This window comes from Microbulbifer pacificus (assembly GCF_002959965.1).
Taxonomy (GTDB): domain Bacteria; phylum Pseudomonadota; class Gammaproteobacteria; order Pseudomonadales; family Cellvibrionaceae; genus Microbulbifer; species Microbulbifer pacificus_A.
The window spans coordinates 2,297,637-2,315,822 of the sequence record NZ_PREV01000026.1 but is presented as its reverse complement, the minus strand read 5'-3'; the positions used below and the strand labels follow the sequence as shown (position 1 = coordinate 2,315,822).

The 18,186-nt window shown below is 61.0% G+C and carries 15 protein-coding genes and 1 riboswitch; of the genes, 5 read left to right on the top strand and 10 right to left on the bottom strand.

Going from position 1 to position 18,186, the window contains the following annotated elements:
- Positions 1-37: 37 nt before the first annotated feature.
- Positions 38-233: riboswitch (cobalamin riboswitch) on the bottom strand.
- The 8 genes from C3938_RS10090 to C3938_RS17840 form a co-directional block, all read right to left on the bottom strand.
- A complete protein-coding gene (locus tag C3938_RS10090) occupies positions 230-1,024 on the bottom strand; it encodes an ABC transporter ATP-binding protein (RefSeq protein WP_158681637.1) in 795 nt (264 codons plus the stop codon). (Overlaps the previous riboswitch by 4 nt.)
- Positions 1,021-2,013, bottom strand: a complete 993-nt coding sequence (locus C3938_RS10085; RefSeq protein ID WP_105102996.1) for a FecCD family ABC transporter permease — start codon at positions 2,011-2,013, stop codon at positions 1,021-1,023. Before C3938_RS10085 ends, C3938_RS10090 begins: the two co-directional genes overlap by 4 nt.
- Positions 1,997-2,857, bottom strand: a complete 861-nt coding sequence (locus C3938_RS10080; RefSeq protein ID WP_105102995.1) for an ABC transporter substrate-binding protein — start codon at positions 2,855-2,857, stop codon at positions 1,997-1,999. Before C3938_RS10080 ends, C3938_RS10085 begins: the two co-directional genes overlap by 17 nt.
- On the bottom strand, positions 2,857-4,251 hold the full coding sequence (radA, locus tag C3938_RS10075; protein WP_105102994.1) for a DNA repair protein RadA: 1,395 nt from the start codon (positions 4,249-4,251) through the stop codon (positions 2,857-2,859). Before radA ends, C3938_RS10080 begins: the two co-directional genes overlap by 1 nt.
- 162 nt (positions 4,252-4,413) lie before the next feature.
- Positions 4,414-7,566 (bottom strand): efflux RND transporter permease subunit, encoded by a 3,153-nt coding sequence (locus C3938_RS10070; RefSeq protein WP_105102993.1) that lies wholly within the window; start codon positions 7,564-7,566, stop codon positions 4,414-4,416.
- Between the two features lie 12 nt (positions 7,567-7,578).
- Positions 7,579-8,517, bottom strand: a complete 939-nt coding sequence (locus C3938_RS10065) for an efflux RND transporter periplasmic adaptor subunit (protein WP_158681635.1) — start codon at positions 8,515-8,517, stop codon at positions 7,579-7,581.
- 13 nt (positions 8,518-8,530) lie between these two features.
- Complete coding sequence (locus tag C3938_RS10060; RefSeq protein ID WP_105102991.1) at positions 8,531-9,856, bottom strand: TolC family protein; 1,326 nt, start codon at positions 9,854-9,856, stop codon at positions 8,531-8,533.
- A 187-nt stretch (positions 9,857-10,043) separates the two neighbouring features.
- Positions 10,044-10,466, bottom strand: coding sequence for a hypothetical protein (locus C3938_RS17840; RefSeq protein WP_158681634.1), 423 nt, complete (start codon positions 10,464-10,466; stop codon positions 10,044-10,046).
- 241 nt (positions 10,467-10,707) lie between these two features.
- Here C3938_RS17840 and C3938_RS10050 point away from each other — a divergent pair, with 241 nt between their 5' ends.
- The 5 genes from C3938_RS10050 (at position 10,708) to C3938_RS10030 (ending at position 15,399) form a co-directional block, all read left to right on the top strand.
- Entirely contained in the window at positions 10,708-11,427 is a 720-nt protein-coding gene (locus C3938_RS10050; protein ID WP_105102989.1) for a 4'-phosphopantetheinyl transferase family protein, read from the top strand.
- Positions 11,428-11,542: 115 nt separating this feature from the next.
- Positions 11,543-11,947 (top strand): hypothetical protein, encoded by a 405-nt coding sequence (locus C3938_RS10045; RefSeq protein ID WP_105102988.1) that lies wholly within the window; start codon positions 11,543-11,545, stop codon positions 11,945-11,947.
- 135 nt (positions 11,948-12,082) lie between these two features.
- Positions 12,083-12,613, top strand: coding sequence for a DUF411 domain-containing protein (locus tag C3938_RS10040; RefSeq protein WP_105102987.1), 531 nt, complete (start codon positions 12,083-12,085; stop codon positions 12,611-12,613).
- A gap of 7 nt (positions 12,614-12,620) precedes the next feature.
- The gene (locus C3938_RS10035; protein WP_105102986.1) at positions 12,621-14,465 is read left to right on the top strand and encodes a copper resistance system multicopper oxidase; all 1,845 of its coding nucleotides are present in this window, start codon (positions 12,621-12,623) and stop codon (positions 14,463-14,465) included.
- A gap of 10 nt (positions 14,466-14,475) precedes the next feature.
- The gene (locus C3938_RS10030) at positions 14,476-15,399 is read left to right on the top strand and encodes a copper resistance protein B (protein ID WP_233998756.1); all 924 of its coding nucleotides are present in this window, start codon (positions 14,476-14,478) and stop codon (positions 15,397-15,399) included.
- 119 nt (positions 15,400-15,518) lie between these two features.
- Here C3938_RS10030 and C3938_RS10025 read toward each other — a convergent pair whose 3' ends face one another.
- Both C3938_RS10025 and C3938_RS10020 read right to left on the bottom strand, forming a co-directional pair.
- Positions 15,519-15,890 carry a cupredoxin domain-containing protein gene (locus tag C3938_RS10025; protein WP_105102985.1) on the bottom strand — a complete coding sequence of 124 codons (372 nt, stop codon included), beginning with the start codon at positions 15,888-15,890 and terminating at the stop codon, positions 15,519-15,521.
- Positions 15,887-18,172: a heavy metal translocating P-type ATPase gene (locus tag C3938_RS10020; RefSeq protein ID WP_105103322.1), complete on the bottom strand. Its 2,286-nt coding sequence runs from the start codon at positions 18,170-18,172 to the stop codon at positions 15,887-15,889. Before C3938_RS10020 ends, C3938_RS10025 begins: the two co-directional genes overlap by 4 nt.
- Between the last annotated feature and the right edge of the window lie 14 nt (positions 18,173-18,186).

The window sequence follows — 18,186 nt, the reverse complement described above, 5'->3', positions numbered from 1 at the left end:
CGCCGCAAGCAAGCCCAGACAAAGCCCTCCGCTTTATCGTTTAAGATTCACTCGAGGCCGGTATCGGGCTTATCGTATTTTCAAGCTTTTGAAAAACGAATCACCGTTGCGGGGGCAGCGTCGGATTGGGCCTTCTGTTTTACACAGGCGGACACCGACTTCCCGTTTACCCCAACCAAGGCCGCCGCTTGTGGCGGTTTGACCTGTTGGGCACCAAGAGTGCGGGGGATTATATCAGATCGCCGGCGATAAACTCCGGCTTCCCGTCGCGCCATCGGAATGCACTGTCGATACCGTACACGGCACCAACCTGATCCCGGGTCAATACCGCTTCCGGTGTGCCATCGGCGCAGAGCTTGCCATCCTGCAGCAACAGGATGCTATCACAGTAGCGCGCCGCGAGCGGCAGGTCGTGCAGGGCGAGAATAACGGTCTTGCCGCTGTCTGCCTGCTGGCGGAAGGTCTGCATCAGCTGCAGCTGGTGGCGGATATCCAGCGCCGCGCCGGGTTCATCGGCAATCAGCACCGGGGCCTCACCGACCAGCAGGCGGGCGAGCTGCACCCGGCGCAGTTCACCACCGGAGAGCTGGGTCACCGGACGGTGGGCAAACTGGAACGCATCCACCTGATTCAGCGCCGCGGCGACCCGCGCCTGCCGCTGGGATTTGTCGAAAGTCCGCCCCCAGGGCAGCAGGCCCAGCGCCACCAGATCCTGTGCGGCCATGCTCCATGCCGGGGTTTCCTGTTGCGGCAAGTACGCGAGAAGGCGCGCGCGCTCCGCGGCAGAGATTCCGGCGATATCACGATCTCCGAGCGCAAGGCTGCCCTCAGTGAACGGCAGGATACCCGCGAGACAACCGAGCAGGCTGCTCTTGCCGGCGCCATTGGGACCGATCACCGCGGTGAGTTCGCCGGGATGAAATTGGCAGCGGATGCCGTGCAGCACCGGACGCCGGTTGCGCGTCAGCGAAAGATTTTCGCCGCGCAGTGCCAACGGCTGAACAGTACATGAAACCGTACTCACAGGTTCATCTCCCGCCGCCCGCTGACGATCAACCAGAAAAAGAACGGCGCCCCGATAAAGGCGGTGACCGCACCGATGCGCAGTTCCTGAGTGCCGACGGTGTTGAGCACCAGAATATCCGCGAGCAGCAACAACAGCGCACCGGCGAGCCCGCTCGCCCACAACAGCCGCGCGGGGTCCTGCCCCACCAGCGGCCGCATCAGGTGCGGGACAACAAGGCCGATAAAACCGATGGTACCGGCCACCGCCACCGATGCGCCCACCGCGCTCGCAATACCAAACAACACCAGCAGTGGATAGCGGCGACTGGCAAAGCCGAGCGATGCGGCGCTGCTCTCACCGAGAGACAACGCGCGCAGAAAATTACGGGAGAACCACAACATCAACGCACCGGCAACAATAAACGGCAGTGCCAGCAACACCTGATCCCAGCCGCGGTTGGCGAGGGACCCCAGCAGCCAGAACACGATTTCCTGCATCGCGAACATACTGGGCGCATAGTTGAGGGCGAGCGCCATCAGCGCCGACAGGAACGCGTTTATTGCCACGCCCGCCAGCACCAGCCGGCTGGCACTGGCACCGCGCCCCGCCAGCAACCACACACTGCCGACCGCCAGCAGCGCACCGAGAATGGCGAGCAGCGGCAGCGCCAGTCCGCTAGAGACAGCGCCGTAGTACAGCAGCAGAATCGCCGCCAGCGCCGCGCCGCTGCTCACCCCCAGCAGTGCCGGTTCCGCCAGTGGATTGCGCAGCATGCCCTGCATGGCCGCACCGCCCATCCCCAACGCAGCGCCGATAAGTAATGCCAGCACCGCGCGCGGCATACGCAGCTGCCACAGGATCACCGCGTTGCTATCGTCGCTGCGCCAGCCGCTGGCAAACGCCTGCCACAGGTCCAGTTTGACCGGGCCGCTGGCGAGCGCCAGCAACAGGGCCAGCGGCACCGCGGTCGCGAGCAACAGGAGAATCAATTTATGGCTGCGGGACAAGTTCTGCTCTCTTTTGCTGTAACTGGGTAAGCACATCCACCACCGCCAGTGCCGGACAATAACCCAACGCCTCGGGCAGGCGATAGCTGCGGCCGCTGTCGATATAACGTTTCAGTACTGGGTGGCGTTCGGCGAGATGGGCGATGGCAAAATCCTGCGCACCACCGTAAAACACCAGCAGGTCCGGCTGCAGTGCTATCACCTGCTCCAGGCTCACCCGCCCCAACTGGTCAATGCCCTGCTCCGCGGCGAGATTGGTAAACCCCGCGCGAGCCAGCAGCTGATGCTCCAGCATGCCGCTGCCGTAGGTAATGTTGTTGGCGGACAGGATCAGTGCGGTGGGATTTTTTCTGGCTGAATTTTCCGGTTCATGTTTTGGGGCCGCGGCGAGCAGATCGGCGAACTGCTTTTTTTGCGTGAGCAACCGCGGCAATGGCCCCAGGCTGTCTTCCAGTGCGTCCAGTTGTGCCTGTAATTGTTCGAGACTGTAGGCATCGGGAATCCGCACCACGCGCAGCCCCATGTCCTCCAGCCGCGTTGCCGCGCGCTGCGCCCCGAATTGCCCCGTCAGCACAAGATCCGGCTTCAGCGGAATCAGTTCCTCGGCCTGGGCGCGGTTCAGTAATACATGCTCGGGAATCGGCGCCTGTCGGTACTGTTCTTCGGCGGAAAGCCAGGTAACGGAGACGAGCTGTTGCGGCGGCACCCAGCGCAGCAGAATCTGGTCAAGACACAGATTGAGCGAAGCGATGCGCTCGGCGGCGGAAGCCGGGATCGCCGCCAGCGCGAATACCGCAACCAACAGGCAACCCGCGAATTCTTTTCCCGCGCCTCCCATTTCCATCAAGCCATGTCCAGCGCGTTCAGCGCCTCGGCGAGGGTTTTGACGGGGATCACCTGCATGCCTTCGATATCGGTTTTGAGGCGGTTGGCGGCGGGGACTATGGCTTTGCGGAAGCCGTGCTTGGCCGCCTCTCTGAGGCGCTCCTGCCCGGACGGCACCGGGCGGATTTCACCGGCGAGGCCGACTTCGCCAAAAATCATCAGGTCGCGGTCGAGTACACGGTTGCGGAAGCTGGATACCACGGCCATCAGCAGGGTGAGGTCGGCGCTGGTTTCCATTACCTTTACACCGCCCACCACGTTGATAAACACATCCTGGTCCCCCACCAGCACGCCGCCGTGGCGGTGCAGTACCGCGAGCAGCATGTTCAGGCGGTTGTGATCGAGCCCCACGGCTACCCGGCGCGGGTTGCCGAGACTGCTGTCGTCTACCAGCGCCTGCAGTTCCACCAGCAGCGGGCGCGTGCCTTCCCACACAGATGTGACCACGGAACCTGCGGCAATTTCGTCGGCGCGCTGCAGGAAAATGGCGGAGGGGTTGGAGACTTCTTTCAGCCCCTGTTCGGTCATGGCAAATACGCCCAGCTCGTTCACCGCGCCAAAGCGGTTCTTGTGCGCGCGCAGGGTGCGGAAACGGGAGTCGTGGGTGCCTTCCAACATGATGGAGCAGTCGATGATATGTTCGAGCACTTTGGGACCGGCGAGGGTGCCGTCTTTGGTGACGTGGCCTACCAGGATCATGGCGGTGCCGGTCTGTTTGGCGAAGCGGGTGAGGTAAGCGGCGCTCTCGCGCACCTGGGCCACGGAGCCGGGGGCCGACTGCACTTCGGCCATGTGCATGACCTGGATGGAATCCACCACCATGATTTTTGGTTTCACTTCGCCGGCGGTGAGGCAGATCTGCTCGACGTTGGTTTCCGACAGCATCTGCAGGTGATCCGCCGGCAGGCCAAGGCGCTTTGCACGCATGGCGACTTGCTGCAGGGATTCTTCCCCGGTTACATAGAGCGCCGGAAGTTTTTGCGAGAGGTGACAGAGTGTCTGCAGCAGTACAGTGGACTTGCCCGCACCGGGATGCCCGCCGATCAGCACCACCGAGCCCGGCACCAGACCGCCGCCCAGTACCCGATCCAGTTCACTGGCATTGGTGGGAATACGAGGCAGTTCACTGAGATCGATCTCGGAAAGCTTCTGCACCTTTCCCTGCCCCGCCGCACCTGCATAGCCCGCCTGTGCGCTGGTAAAGTTCGCCGCGCGACTATCGGTGTGCGCCGGACCGAGGCGCACTTCACTCAAACTATTCCAGACCCCACAGGCGCTGCACTGCCCCGCCCATTTGCTGTAGTCGGCTCCGCATTCATTGCAGACAAAGGCGGTTTTGGTTTTTTTGGACAAGGTTTTCTCTCTGTTCCCGGTGTAGTGGTTTTAGGTTCTATTCGAGTGATATGGCGGTGCCTAGCCCGTGTTCCGGGGAGAAGATACCGGCCAAGGCGTCCGGAACGCTCCGACTAGGCTCCACGAAGCCAACAGGCAAGCTACCCCGAAAAGCAGAGAAGTTTACCCCTCCACCACAGATGAAGAAAACCGAGGGGCCCGAACAACCCCATGCACCCACTGATACAACACTGGCAGGACAACAAGAGTCAGCAGCGTGGAAGAGATGATTCCACCAATCACCACCGTAGCCAACGGTCGCTGCACTTCCGCACCGGTACCCGTGTTGAGAGCCATAGGCACAAACCCGAGACTCGCCACCAGCGCTGTCATCAACACTGGCCGCAAGCGCAACATCGCCCCATCCACAATCGAGGTATACAACTCACCGCTCTCCCGCCAGCGCTCGCGAATAAACGACAGCATCACCAGACCGTTCAACACCGCCACGCCAGAGAGTGCAATAAACCCCACACCGGCGGAAATCGACAGCGGCATATCCCTCAGCCACAGCGCCAATACCCCGCCGGTCAGCGCCAGCGGTACACCGGTGAAAATGATCAACGCGTCCTTCAGCGAACCGAACGCCATTAACAGCAGCAACAAAATCATCAGCAATGTCAGCGGTACAACCACCTGCAAGCGCGCACTGGCCGACTGCAATTGCTCAAAAGTCCCCCCGTAATCCAACCAGTAACCGGGCGGCAGTTTTACCGACTCGGCGACGGACTGGCGCACCTCCTCCACAAAGGAGCCCAGATCGCGCCCGCGCACATTGGCGCTCACCACAATTCTGCGTTTACCGTTTTCCCGGCTCACCTGACCGGGGGCGGTCAGCCATTCAATGGTGGCCACTTCTTCCAGCGGCACAAAGCCGCCCTTGGCGAGCGGTACCGGCAGCGCGGCGAAACCCTCAATATCCCGCCGCAAGGTTTCCGGCAGACGCACCACCAGTTCAAAGCGGCGATCGCCGTCGTAGATCAATCCCGCCGGTTCACCGCCGATCGCGGTCGCCACGAGATCCTGCAGTGTCTGTACATCCAGTCCGTACTGCGCCAGTGCGACCCGTTTCGGTTGCAGCGACAGTACCGGCAGGTTATCCACCTGCTCCAGCCGCGCATCCGCCGCGCCGGGGACTTTATTGACCACCGCCAGGACCTGCTGCGCCGAGCGGCGCAACTGCTCCAGGTCGTCGCCGAACAGCTTGATCGCGAGATCCGCGCGTACGCCGGAAATCAGTTCGTTAAAGCGCATCTGGATGGGCTGGGTGAACTCGTAATTGTTACCCGGCACTTCTTCGGCGGCCTGTTGCAACCGCTCGATCAGCGCGTCCTGCGCAAGATCCGGGTCGGGCCATTCGGCTCGCGGTTTCAACATCAGGAAGGTATCCGCCACGTTCGGTGGCATGGGGTCGGTGGCCACTTCGGGGGTGCCGATTTTTGAAAAAGTCCGCGCGACTTCCGGCTGTTGCAACAGAGTTTTTTCCAGTTGCTGTTGCATGGCTACCGACTGCTCCAGGCCGGTTCCCGGTACCCGCATCGCGTGCATGGCCACATCGCCTTCGTTCAGCTCCGGCACAAATTCCGAGCCGAGGGTGGTGGCGAGCCAGCCGCACAACAGCACCAGCACCAGGGCAAATCCGATCACCGCCCAGCGCGCTGCCAGTGCGGTGGAGAGCAGCGGGCGGTAGAGCAATCGGAGAGCACGCATCGCCGGGTTCTCACGTTCGCGGATCTCTCCGCGCAGAAAAATGGCCACCGCCGCGGGTACCAGGGTAAAGCAGAACAGCATGGCCGCGAGCAACGCCATCACCACCGTCGCCGCCATGGGGTGAAACATTTTGCCTTCCACTCCGGTAAGAGAGAACAGCGGGATATACACCAGGGTGATGATCACCACCCCGAACAGGCTCGGGCGGATGACCTCATTGGCGGCGGTAAACACGGTATGCAGCCGCTGCTGTAGCGGCAGTGCCCCCCCGTGGCGATGGGTTTCCTGGGCCAGCCGGCGCACCGCATTTTCCACAATGATGACCGCGCCATCCACAATCAGGCCGAAGTCCAGCGCCCCCAGGCTCATCAGATTGGCGGACACACCACTTGCACGCATGCCACTCAGGGTCGCGAGCATGGCAAGGGGGATGACCGCGGCGGTAATCAGCGCGGCGCGGATATTGCCGAGCAGAACAAACAACACCGCGATGACCAGCAGCGCGCCTTCCAGCAGGTTTTTCCGCACCGTGGCGATGGCCTTGTCGACCAGTGAGGTGCGGTCGTATACCGGCCTCACATGCACCCCCTGCGGCAGTGACATCTGGACAGTGTTCAGCGCCGCCGACAGATCCAGTGCCACTGCACGGGAATTTTCCCCCACCAGCATCATCGCGGTCCCAAGCACCGTTTCAGCGCCGTTTTCGGTAGCGGCACCGGTACGCAATTCACGCCCAACAGCGACACTCGCCACATCGCCGATGGTAATCGGTGTGGCCCCGTCGGCGTCCGCGGGCATTTTTATCACGACGTGTTCAATGTCCTCCGGCGTCTGTAACTGCCCCGGTGAGCGCACCAGTATCTGGCGGCCGCCGCGCTCCACGAAGCCCGCGCCGCGGTTGCGGTTGTCGCGGGCCAGCGCACTGCGCACGTCGTCCATGGTCACGCCAAAGCTCAACAGCTTGCGCGGATCCGGCGTCACATGGAACTGCTTGCGATAGCCGCCGATGGTGTTGACCTCGGTGACCCCGGGCACCAGCGCCAGTTGCGGCCTGATGATCCAGTCCTGAATTTCACGCAGCGCGGTGATGTCATAAGGCGATCCGTCCGCCTGTCGCGCGGATTCATCGGCGGACACGCTGTACATGAAAATCTCACCGAGCCCGGTGGCGATGGGCCCCATCCGCGGCGTCAACCCCGGAGGCAGTTCGCTGCTCAAAGACAAGAGGCGGTTGGCCACCAGGTTGCGGGCGAAGTGCAGATCCGTGCCTTCAGTAAATACCGCCGTCACCTGCGACAGGCCGTAGCGGGAAATACTGCGGGTATATGCCAGATCCGGCAGGCCTGCGAGCGCGGTTTCCACCGGGAAGGTCACCCGCTGCTCCGTCTCCAGTGGCGAATATCCGGGGGCCTCGGTATTGATCTGCACCTGTACATTGGTGATATCCGGTACCGCGTCGATGGGCAGGCGCGGATAGCTCCACAGACCGAGGGCAACAATAAACAGGCCGAAGCCAAGCATTAAACATCGGCGCTCGATGGAAAAGCGCAACAGGAATTCAATCATTGTGCAGTCCCCTCAGTGCGCGTGGCCGGCGGCGGATTTTTCCAGTTCTGCCTTCAGCAGATAGCTGTTATCCACCACATAGCGTTCGCCAGGCCTTAGCCCGGTGCGCACTTCGCTGTAGGCGCTGCCCCGCTCGCCCAGCTGCACCGATTGCGCTTCAAAATGACCGGGCTTGATCTGTACAAACACGACGCTGTCACCATCGAGTTCCTGCAGCGCGCGGTTGTCGACGACAAGCGCAACGGTCTTTTTTTCCAGTTGCACGCGGCCACGCACGAAAATTCCCGGCATCCAGCGGCCATCGGTATTGGACACCATCACCCGCGCACGCGCGTACGGGAATTCATCGCCTGCGGGCACCAGGCTGCGTACCTGTCCAACCGTGGAATGTTCACCGGACTGAAGAGTGACGGTCTGCCCCGGTTTTACGCGCTGGAGACGCGCGGGAAATACCTGCAGCTCCGCCCACAGCCGGGAATAGTCCGCCACCTGGAATAACACCTGATCGCTGACAAATTCTCCCGGGCCGGCGTGCTTGGCAATGACCATGCCGGCAAACGGCGCGCGCAGCTGATATTCACGCATGCTTTCATTGGAGTGGATACTGGCGAGGAGCTGGTCTTTTTTGACCTCGTCGCCGATATGGACGTTAACCTCGGACACGACACCGGGATAGCGCGCGCGGATATGACTCACCGCGGTGGGTTCCGGCAGGAGTTTTCCGTAGAGCGTCAACTGCTGATCCACTTCGCCGGCACCCGCTACCGCGGTCGTCAGGGCCGCGTTATCGAGAGCCCGCGGTGACAGCTCCAGCGTGCGAGAATTTTCGTTGTGACGATCGTTTTCGCTCGCGATCAAGGGAGAGCAGACCGCCAGCGAGATCAACAGCACAAGCCGTTGAGCGAAATGTGTTTGACGCGCTTTCGAATTGTTTACTGTTTCAATTTTCATGGTCTTTCCAGGATTATTTTTCCAGCGGCATCGCAGCATTTTCAGATGCGCGCGAGTAGGCAAGTGGTGCAGCTGTTAACTGTTCCAGTTCCGCACCGGCCAGCAACGCGGCGGTGGCCTCATCAATCAGCGCGCGGCGCGCGTCCAACAGCTCCTCGCGGGCAGACACCCACTCCTGGTATCCGTAGCGTCCCGCCAGGTAATAGCGCTCACTCTCTTCCAGTGCACCACTCAGTGCGGGGATAATTTCAGCCTGCAGGCGGTGTACCGCGGCGATGCTCTGGGCGCGGCTGTTAAAGGCGCGGTACAGCTGGGTGTGCAGGTTCAGCTCCGCGGACAACTGGCGCACAGCGATGCCGTCGAGTTCCGCCTGCGCCGCATCCATCCCGCCGCGGGCGCGCTCGCCGCTCCACAGGGGCATACTCACCCCCGCCACCAGCGAGGTACTGTCGGTTTCGCGGCTGCCGCGCACCCCCACTGCCCAGGCCACATCTGCGCGGGCGTCGGCGCGCGCGAGGCGCAGTTGCGCCGCCTGCACACGGGATTCACTGGCGAAGCGACTGAGCAGCGGATTCTGCTGCGCACGCGCGAAGTAGTCGTCAAAGTCCCCCGCCGATCCCAGTCGGTACAGATTGCCGCCGGCGACGGAAAAGTCCGCCGTGGTCTCGCCCCACATGGCCGCCAGCGCCACACGCTCGGCCTTGAGTTGCTGACCGTTCCGTTGCAACGTCAGCTGCGCCCGCGCCAGCGCGGCCTGTGCGCGCAGCAATTCCATCTGCGGCGCGGCACCGGCGGCGACACGGTCTTCCACGCCATTCACCGCGTCGAGCGCGAGGCGCACGGAAGACTCCGCCAGCGCAGCGGATTCCGTGGCCGACAGTACCCGCACATAGCGGAGCATCACCTCGCCGAGCAGATCCATTGCCTGCACCTGGCGGTCCGCATCGAGCAGCAGACGCTCGGCGTTGATCCGCTCACCGCGCGCGGCACGCTTGCCACCGAGCTCCACCACGGAGGAAATTCCGAGGGTAAGCTCGGCATCGTCCATGCCATTGGTGCCGAAAAAATTTTCCAGCTCTATATCGAGGTTCAGTGCCGGGCGCAGCGCGGCTGTGGTCGCGCGACCGTCCAGGGCCCGGTGCCGGAATTCGAACACCGCGAGCGATGGGTGCCGCTGCAGAGTGCGCGCAACGGCATCGTCCAGAGTCAGCACTGGCGCGGGCACCTGAGGACCCGCGGCGAGCGTGCGCATGCTGCCAAGCAACAACACACAGCCAATCAGACACACGTGTGCGAACGGCGTCTTGCTCCCGGACCTGGGAGCAACCGATAAATACATAAAAATTTCCCGAGTTGATAAATCCGTGCATACGGCAATCAGATAGCCGCGTTGCTGCTGGCAGGCACGTTGAAAAATCCTCGCGGGCGGGCAGCTGACGGTGGCCGCGGAAGGTATATGGCATACATGAGCAGCCGGGCGCCGTCAGGCGCATACGCAGTAGATTTTTCGTGGTGCCGTTGGAAACTCAGGTAATGGGAGGGCGATACAGCGAGGAAATAAATCCGTGGGGAAATCCCGAATCCGCGGCCGCGGACCAGAGATGACCGGAACAGGAAGCCGAAGAATACACGTTGACGGGTAGGCAGAGGGAAATAGAACTGTGACAGTGACAGCAGTGGTTGCAGTCCTGGGCGATATCCTGCCCAGTGTGATCGGCGGGCTCCAACTGGATCAGCGCCAGCCCCTGCTGTTCCTGCAGCGAGTGCTCGCTGTGTTGCGGATGATCCAGGTGCGGGGTGCCATCGGCGGCATCCTGATGCCCGGCTGGCAGGTGCTGCACGGCAGTGTCCAGCTCTCCGTGGCCGTCATAGCAGGCGAGCGCCGTCTGGAATACCAGCAGCAGACTCAGCACCAGGCCATACAGTTTCAGAGAGCGGAGTTTTAACATTGGTAATCGACAAAAGCCTCTGATCTTCAGGGCTCACACTGCCATCCATGTTGTGCATTTGACGGTCAAGTTAGCCAAACTTAGCAAACAGTGCCGCAAACTACAAAAGATAGAGCAAGGCGAAAACTGGCGACAACAGGCCACAGGACTTAGCATTGGGGCAGCGCAATATTGAAACACGTTCTCACTGTCCGCCGTTTGAGAGTTCAAACGCTCTGATATTTCCACAAGCCACAGCACTATGACCCTACCCGCCGTCTGGATTGTCCACACCAATGAGATTGCACCGGAGAGCGACAGCGCCAACGCACTGGCCGCGCTGCTGTCATCGGATGAACGCGCACGTCGACAACGCTACCGCTCCGCCGAAGCCCGTCACGGATTTCTGCTGAGCCGAGGATTGCTGCGCAATGTGCTCGCACAAATCAGCGGTCACACGCCGGAGTCCCTGGAATTCTCCGTGAGCGACAGCGGCAAGCCCGCGCTGTTCTCCGCACCCGAGCTGCATTTCAGCCTCAGTCACAGCGGCCAGTGGATTGCACTGGCGGTATCCTGTGAATCCGACATCGGCGTCGATATCGAACAGCCGCGCAAACCCCGGGATTTCCTGCGCATCGCCCGTCACTACTTCCACCCCGAGGAGTGTGCCCTGCTGGAAAGCTCGCCACTGGAATTGCTGCCCGTGCACTTTTACCGCCTGTGGACCATGAAGGAAGCGTTCTTCAAGGCGCGCGGCACCGGGATTTCCGAAGGGCTCGGGCGCATCAACCTGGCGGGCTTCCACTTGGGGCAAGGTATTGCCCTGGATGCCACCATCGAGGATACCGGCGCGCCGTGGCAGTTCAGCTACACCATGCAGCCGCTGGCGGACGGCAACCATCTGCACCTGGCACTGGCGGGACGTGACCCCGCGCTGGGCGAGATGGGTGTGGAACAGATTCACCGCGGCATTCACATTTGAGTGGAAATGCCGGAATGGGATTCTCAGTCCACAGGGCGAACCCACCGGCGCTTGCGTGGTCTACAGTTAGCTCATACCATTCGGCCGTCTACCTGCAGACCAAATACGACGACCCATGCTCAATGCCCTGAAAACCCTGCTGCTGCTCGCGCTGCTCGCCATCACCGGTGAAGCGGCGGCCATGCACTGTGGTTCCGAAGACGGGCACGGGCAACACAGCGAGACGCAGATTGTCGAGCAGGTACAGGTTGCGAAAGCAGACCCGCACCGCACAATGGCCGCAGCGGAAAAAGCCGCGCATTGCCGCCAGGGCCAGTGCGAAGGAGCACACACCGCTTCCTCGCCCCACCAGGATTGCGACGGCAGTTGCAACTGCTGCCCGGGCCACTGCGCCAACGTCATTCCCGTGTCGATGACCGTCGCAGAATTTATTTCTTTTATTCACTCCCAAACTGCCTACCGGCCGCTGGATTCCACGCCTGCGCCGGAATCCACCATTCGCCCGCCGATCCCGGCCTGATACGGGACAGGTACGCCCGCCGCTGGCGCGTACTGCCTCACATCCCCAGATAACATCCGAACAACCAGTTTTTTCGGTGCACCGGCATCGCCACGCCCTGCCGGAACCCTGCACATTCCAACCGGGAACAAAGCCATGCAACCCAGATATAAAACCCGCTGCGCGCTGGTCGCGCTGCTGTTCAGCCTGTTTGCCATCAGCGCCTGCAGCGAAACCGGGAAAGACCAGAAAACCGCGGCAAACCTCATCGCCGCGGAGAGCGGCGAAACCATAGCGCTCACCACCTACAAATCCGCCACCTGTGGCTGCTGCAAGCTGTGGGTGGAGCACGCCGGCAAACAGGGGTTTGCGGTGGATGCCAGGGATGTGGACGACCTGAATGGCGTGAAAGTGCGCTTCGGGATCGCGCCGGAGTACCAGTCCTGTCACACCAGCGTGTCGCAGAATGACTTTGTATTCGAGGGTCACGTCCCGGCGAAATACATCCGTCAGTTCCTGCAGAATCCACCGGCCGATGCCCGCGGCCTTGCAGTGCCGGCGATGCCACTCGGCAGCCCGGGGATGGAAGTAGGCGACCGCTTCACTCCGTACGACATCCTGCTGTTGCAAACCGATGGCAGTCACCGTGTTTACGCACGCATCGAAAACGCACAGCAGCAGTACTGAGTCGCCCATGAATTCGATTTTCGATCCTTCACACCGGACGCTGCCGCTTTCGCGGCGGCGCTTTGTTACCGGCGTGGCCGCGGGCGCGGTTGTTGCAGGCCTGCCCGTAAGCCGAAGCGCCGCAACGGAAACCCCGAACCAATTACCGCACGTGCTGCGCGGCAACCAGTTCGATCTGCATATCAATTACCTGCCGGTGAATTTTACCGGTCGCCCGCGTACCGCCGTAGCCGTCAACGGCAGCGTACCCGGGCCGGTGTTGCGCTGGAAGGAAGGAGAAACGGTCACCCTGAACGTCACCAACCACCTGGCCCACGACACGTCTATTCACTGGCACGGCCTGATCCTGCCAAGCAACATGGACGGCGTGCCCGGGCTCAGTTTCAACGGTATCCGTCCCGGTGAGACCTTCACTTACCAGTTTCCGGTGAAGCAGAGCGGCACCTACTGGTATCACAGCCACTCCGATTTTCAGGAACAGCTGGGCAACTACGGCGCCATCGTCATAGACCCCGCCGACACTGACCCGGTTGCCTGCGACCGCGACTACGTCGTGTTACTGAGCGACTGGAGCGACGATTCCCCACAGGACATTTACGCCAAGCTCAAGAAGGAGGGCCATTACTACAATCGCCGCCGTCGTACCGTCAGCGACCTGTGGCAGGAGATACGCCAGAAAGGTGTGGCTCAGACCTGGCGCGACCGCGAGATGTGGAACGAAATGCGCATGTCGGACCGCGACATTTCCGATGTCACCGGGTACACCTACACCTATCTGATGAATGGCCAGACGCCGGACGCCAACTGGATAGCGCAGTTCAAGCGTGGCGAGAAAGTGCGCCTGCGCTTTATCAACGGCTCGGCCATGTCGATTTTCGACATCCGCATACCAGGGCTGAAAATGACGGTGGTGGCGAGCGACGGCCAGAATATCGAGCCGGTGACCGTGGATGAATTCCGCATCGGCGTGGCAGAAACCTACGACGTCATCGTGGAACCAGCGGACGACCGCGCCTATACCCTGTTCGCCCAAACCATCGACCGCAGCGGTTTCGCCCGCGGTACCCTGACCCCGCACCCGGAACTGCGCGCGGAAGTGCCGGCAATGGACTACGCCCCGGTGCTCACCCACCGCGATATGGGCATGGACCACTCCGGCCACAATATGAATGGTATGGATCATCGCAGCCACGACATGGGCAGCATGGGTGGCATGGACCACAGTAGTCACGATATGGGCGGCATGGATCACAGCCAGCACGCGGACCACCAGAGGCCGGGGCGCACCTCGGGTTTGGGACGCGCCGGTTTTGGCAGTAACGCGCCGGTCAAACATTACCCCAGTGAATACGGCCCCGGCGTCGACATGCGCGCGCAGATGCCGGCCAACGGCCTGCACGATCCGGGCATCGGCCTGCGCGATCACCAGACCCGCTACGGTCGCCGCGTACTCACCTATGCCGACATCCGCAATCTCACCCCCACCTTCGATCGGCGCGAGCCGGAGCGGGAAATCCAGTTGCACCTTACCGGCAACATGGAGCGCTATATGTGGTCCATGGACGGCATCAAGTTCAGCAATGCGGAACCACTGCTGTTCCAGTATGGCGAGCGCCTGCGCATTACCCTGGTCAACGACACCATGATGACGCACCCCATTCACCTGCACGGTATGTGGAGCGAGCTGGAAACCGACGACCCGGAATACATTCCGCGCAAGCACACCATCATTGCGCAGCCCGGTTCAACCGTCAGTTACCTGGTGACAGCCGATGCCTATGGCCGCTGGGCCTACCACTGCCACCTGCTGTACCACATGCCCGGTATGTTCCGTGAAGTGCGCGTGGTGTAAGGGAGTGACGATGAAGACCAAATTTATGTTTTGCACCGCGCTGCTGCCCCTGTGGACAGCGCCGCTCGCGCTCGCCCAGGAACACACCAAGCACCATGGCGAACATCACGAACAGCATGCCGGCAAACAGATGAAGCCCGTGGATCACAGCGGCCACGATATGAGTGACATGGAGCACAGCCAACATCCGTCGACGGCAAGACCAGCTACGCAAGAACAGCCTCAGGACTTCCACGATCACAGCATTGCCTACGGATCGGGCACTCTGCACAACGCCCCCAACCACCCCGACCACGTAATGGACCACGAAGTGCTGCTGACCATGGTCACCATCGATCAGCTCGAGGCCCGCGAACACGAGGGCGCCGCACTCAAAGGCAGTCTGTGGTTTGGCGGTGATTTCAATAAACTGTGGCTGAAAACCGAGGTGGAGCGGGAAAATGGTGAAACCACTGATTCCGAGCTGCAGGCGCTGTACAGCCGCGCCGTCGCGCCATACTGGGACCTGCAGATGGGTGTGCGCCACGATTTCAGACTGGAGGGCGGCGACAGCAAGAACTGGGCAGCAATTGGCTTCAACGGCCTCGCGCCCTATTTCTTCGAGGTGGATAGCGCGCTGTTTCTCGGCGAAGACGGCGATAGCGCGCTGCGTGTGGAAGCGGAGTACGAGCTGCTGTTCACCCAACAGTGGATCCTGAGCCCGGAAATCGAAATCAATTTCTACGGCCAGAACGATCCCGCCACCCACACCGGTTCCGGCCTTTCCGATATCGAGGTTGGCTTGCGGTTGCGCTACGAATTTACTCCACAGTTCGCACCCTACATCGGTGTCAATTACGAGAAGAAATTCGGCAACACCGCGGACTTCATCCGTATGGAAGGGGAGGATACCAGTGAAACCATGTGGGTGATCGGGCTGCATGCCTGGTTTTAAATAGCGATACCGGGAGCAAACACAAGCGCAACCTATGCCGTGGTCAGAGGCCGCGGCATAGGTTGCGCTTATTTCGCGGTTTTACGGGCCGGCTGTTCGAGTATATTTATGCCACCCTCTTATTCCACCACCAGGGTTCCGCGGTACATCTGCATCTGACAGTGAAATGAATACTCGCCCACTTCCGATGCGGGAAGCCGCACCGTGGTCTCCTCATTTACCGCGAGCTGCGCACTTACTTCGAGGTCAGGGAAAAGCACCCACTCCGCGCAGGGTGTTGGGTCCTCCCGAATGAAATGCAGCGTAGCGGATTCCCCCGCTTTTATACGGACACGGTCCGGCTCGTACACTCCGCCACGCACGTGAATCCGCAGCTTTTCCTCCACGGCCACAGCCTCGGCATGAGGCCGTTTCGGTGCCACCCAGAACCACCAGATGATGCCTGATATCGCCCCCAATCCCAGCAGGTTTACCAGAATTTCCACTGTCATTTGGCCTCCTTTCGATCACTCGCGACTGACGCGGGTTTGAACCAGCGCAATCGGTTTGCGTTGCTGACGACGGTAACCGATGAAAAAGCCATTGCGGCACCGGCAATTACCGGGCTGAGCAGTATCCCCGTGAGCGGGTATAGTGCACCGGCGGCAATCGGAATCCCGAGGATGTTGTAAATGAAGGCGCCAAACAGATTTTGTTTGATATTGCGCAATGTGGACTTCGACAATTCGATCGCATCGGCTACGCCGTGCAGAGAGGAGCGCATCAGCGTAATGTCTGCAGTTTCAATCGCCACGTCCGTACCAGCGCCGATGGCGAATCCCACATCGGCCCGAGCCAGAGCTGGCGCATCGTTGATACCGTCGCCAACCATTCCCACATGGGTTCCCTTCTGCTGCAGCTCGCCGACGATTTTTTCCTTGTCCTCCGGTAGCAGGTCCGCGTGGACTCGGGCTATGCCCAGCTCCCTGGCAACGGCTGCCGCGGTAGCCTGATTATCTCCGGTCAGCATTTCGATACTGAGACCGAGTTTTTTCAACCGCGTGATCGCCTCTTTTGCGTCTTTCCGAATCGGGTCGGCCACCGCAATCACACCGGCCAGTTCGCCGTCAACAGCGGCATACATGGCGGTACGTCCTTTTGCGGACAGTGCTTCGGCACAAGCCTGCCATTTTTCCAGTGCGATATTTTCGCGCTTCATCAACTTGCGATTGCCGAGCAAAACACGCTTACCATGGACCCGTCCGCGCACACCGTGCGCAGTGACAGCCTCGAAATTTTCGGCATCGTAGAGCGCCAATTTTTTATCACGAGCCGCATCGACAATCGCTTCCGCCAGTGGATGCTCCGACTTGCTCTCCAGGCTTGCGAGTAGCATCAGCAGTTCGTCGGCGTCGCTGTCAGTTTCGATATCCGTAAGCTTCGGCGCGCCCTCGGTGAGGGTACCCGTCTTGTCCACTACCAGTGTGGTGAGTTCACTGGCCTGCTGCAGCGCCTTACCGTTGCGCACCAGCACACCGTACTCGGCACCCTTGCCCACACCGACCATGACCGACATGGGTGTGGCAAGACCCAACGCACAGGGGCAGGCGATGATCAGCACGGATGTCAATACCACCAGGGTGTGCGCAGCGCGCGGCTCCGGTCCCCAATTGAACCAGAAAAGAGCGGCGACGATCGCAAGAACCATAACAGTGGGGACAAAAATCGATGAGATAGTGTCAGCGAGTCGCGCAATGGGTACCCGCGAGCTCTGGGCGTTTTTCACCAGTTCGATGATTTGCGCAAGGCGGGTCTCAGCTCCCACCTTTTCCGCTTCAAACAGCAGACTGCCATTTTTGTTCAGGGTGCCGGCATTGAGGCGGTCCCCTTTATTTTTTTTTACCGGTAGCGGTTCGCCGGTAAGCATGGATTCATCGACAGTGCTGCTACCGTCCAATATTCTGCCGTCCACCGGGATCTTTTCTCCCGGGCGCACACGCAATTGGTTGCCGACCTGAACCTCTTCCAGCGGAACATCCACTTCCTCGCCATCGCGCATAACCCGCGCGGTAACATCCTGCAATTCCAGCAGTTTTTCCACCGCGGCGCTGGTACGGCCGCGCGCGCGCACCTCCATCGCCTGTCCGAGATTGATCAGGCCGATGATCATGGCGCTTGCTTCAAAGTACACATGGCGGGCGGACTCTGGCAATAATTGCGGAACCCCGACAACCAACATGGAAAACAGCCAGGCAGTACCCGTACCCAGAGCTACAAGCGTGTCCATGGTCGCACCGTGATGGCGGAAAGCTCGCCACGCGCCGCTGAAAAAATGTCCTCCGCAAAAAACAAGTACCACCAGCGTCAGCCCCCCCACAAGCCCCCAGGCCACTTGCTGGAAAGTGGTGTTAACACCCACCTCGCCAGTGATCATTCCCCAGCCCATCAGCGGAACACCCAGCCCCAACGCCAACGCCGCGCGCCACAGTAGTTGGTGATAGTGCCGCTGCTCCTCGGCCCGTTGCCGCTCACGCAGTTCCCGCGCGCTGGCACGCACGATTTCTGCACCATAGCCCGCGGCCTCCACCGCCGCGGTAACGGCTGCGGCCTCGGCATCACCCCGAATCGAAAGCGTCCTGTCCGCGAGGTTGACCGTGGCCACCTCGACACCGGATACCTCTTTTGCCGCGCGTTCGATCTTGTTTACGCAGCTGGCACAATTGGCACCCTGCAGGCGAAAAACCTGTATTGCTTTCTCGGTAGGATGAGCGGCCCTATTGCTGCTTTCAGCCATGTTGTTCTCCATTA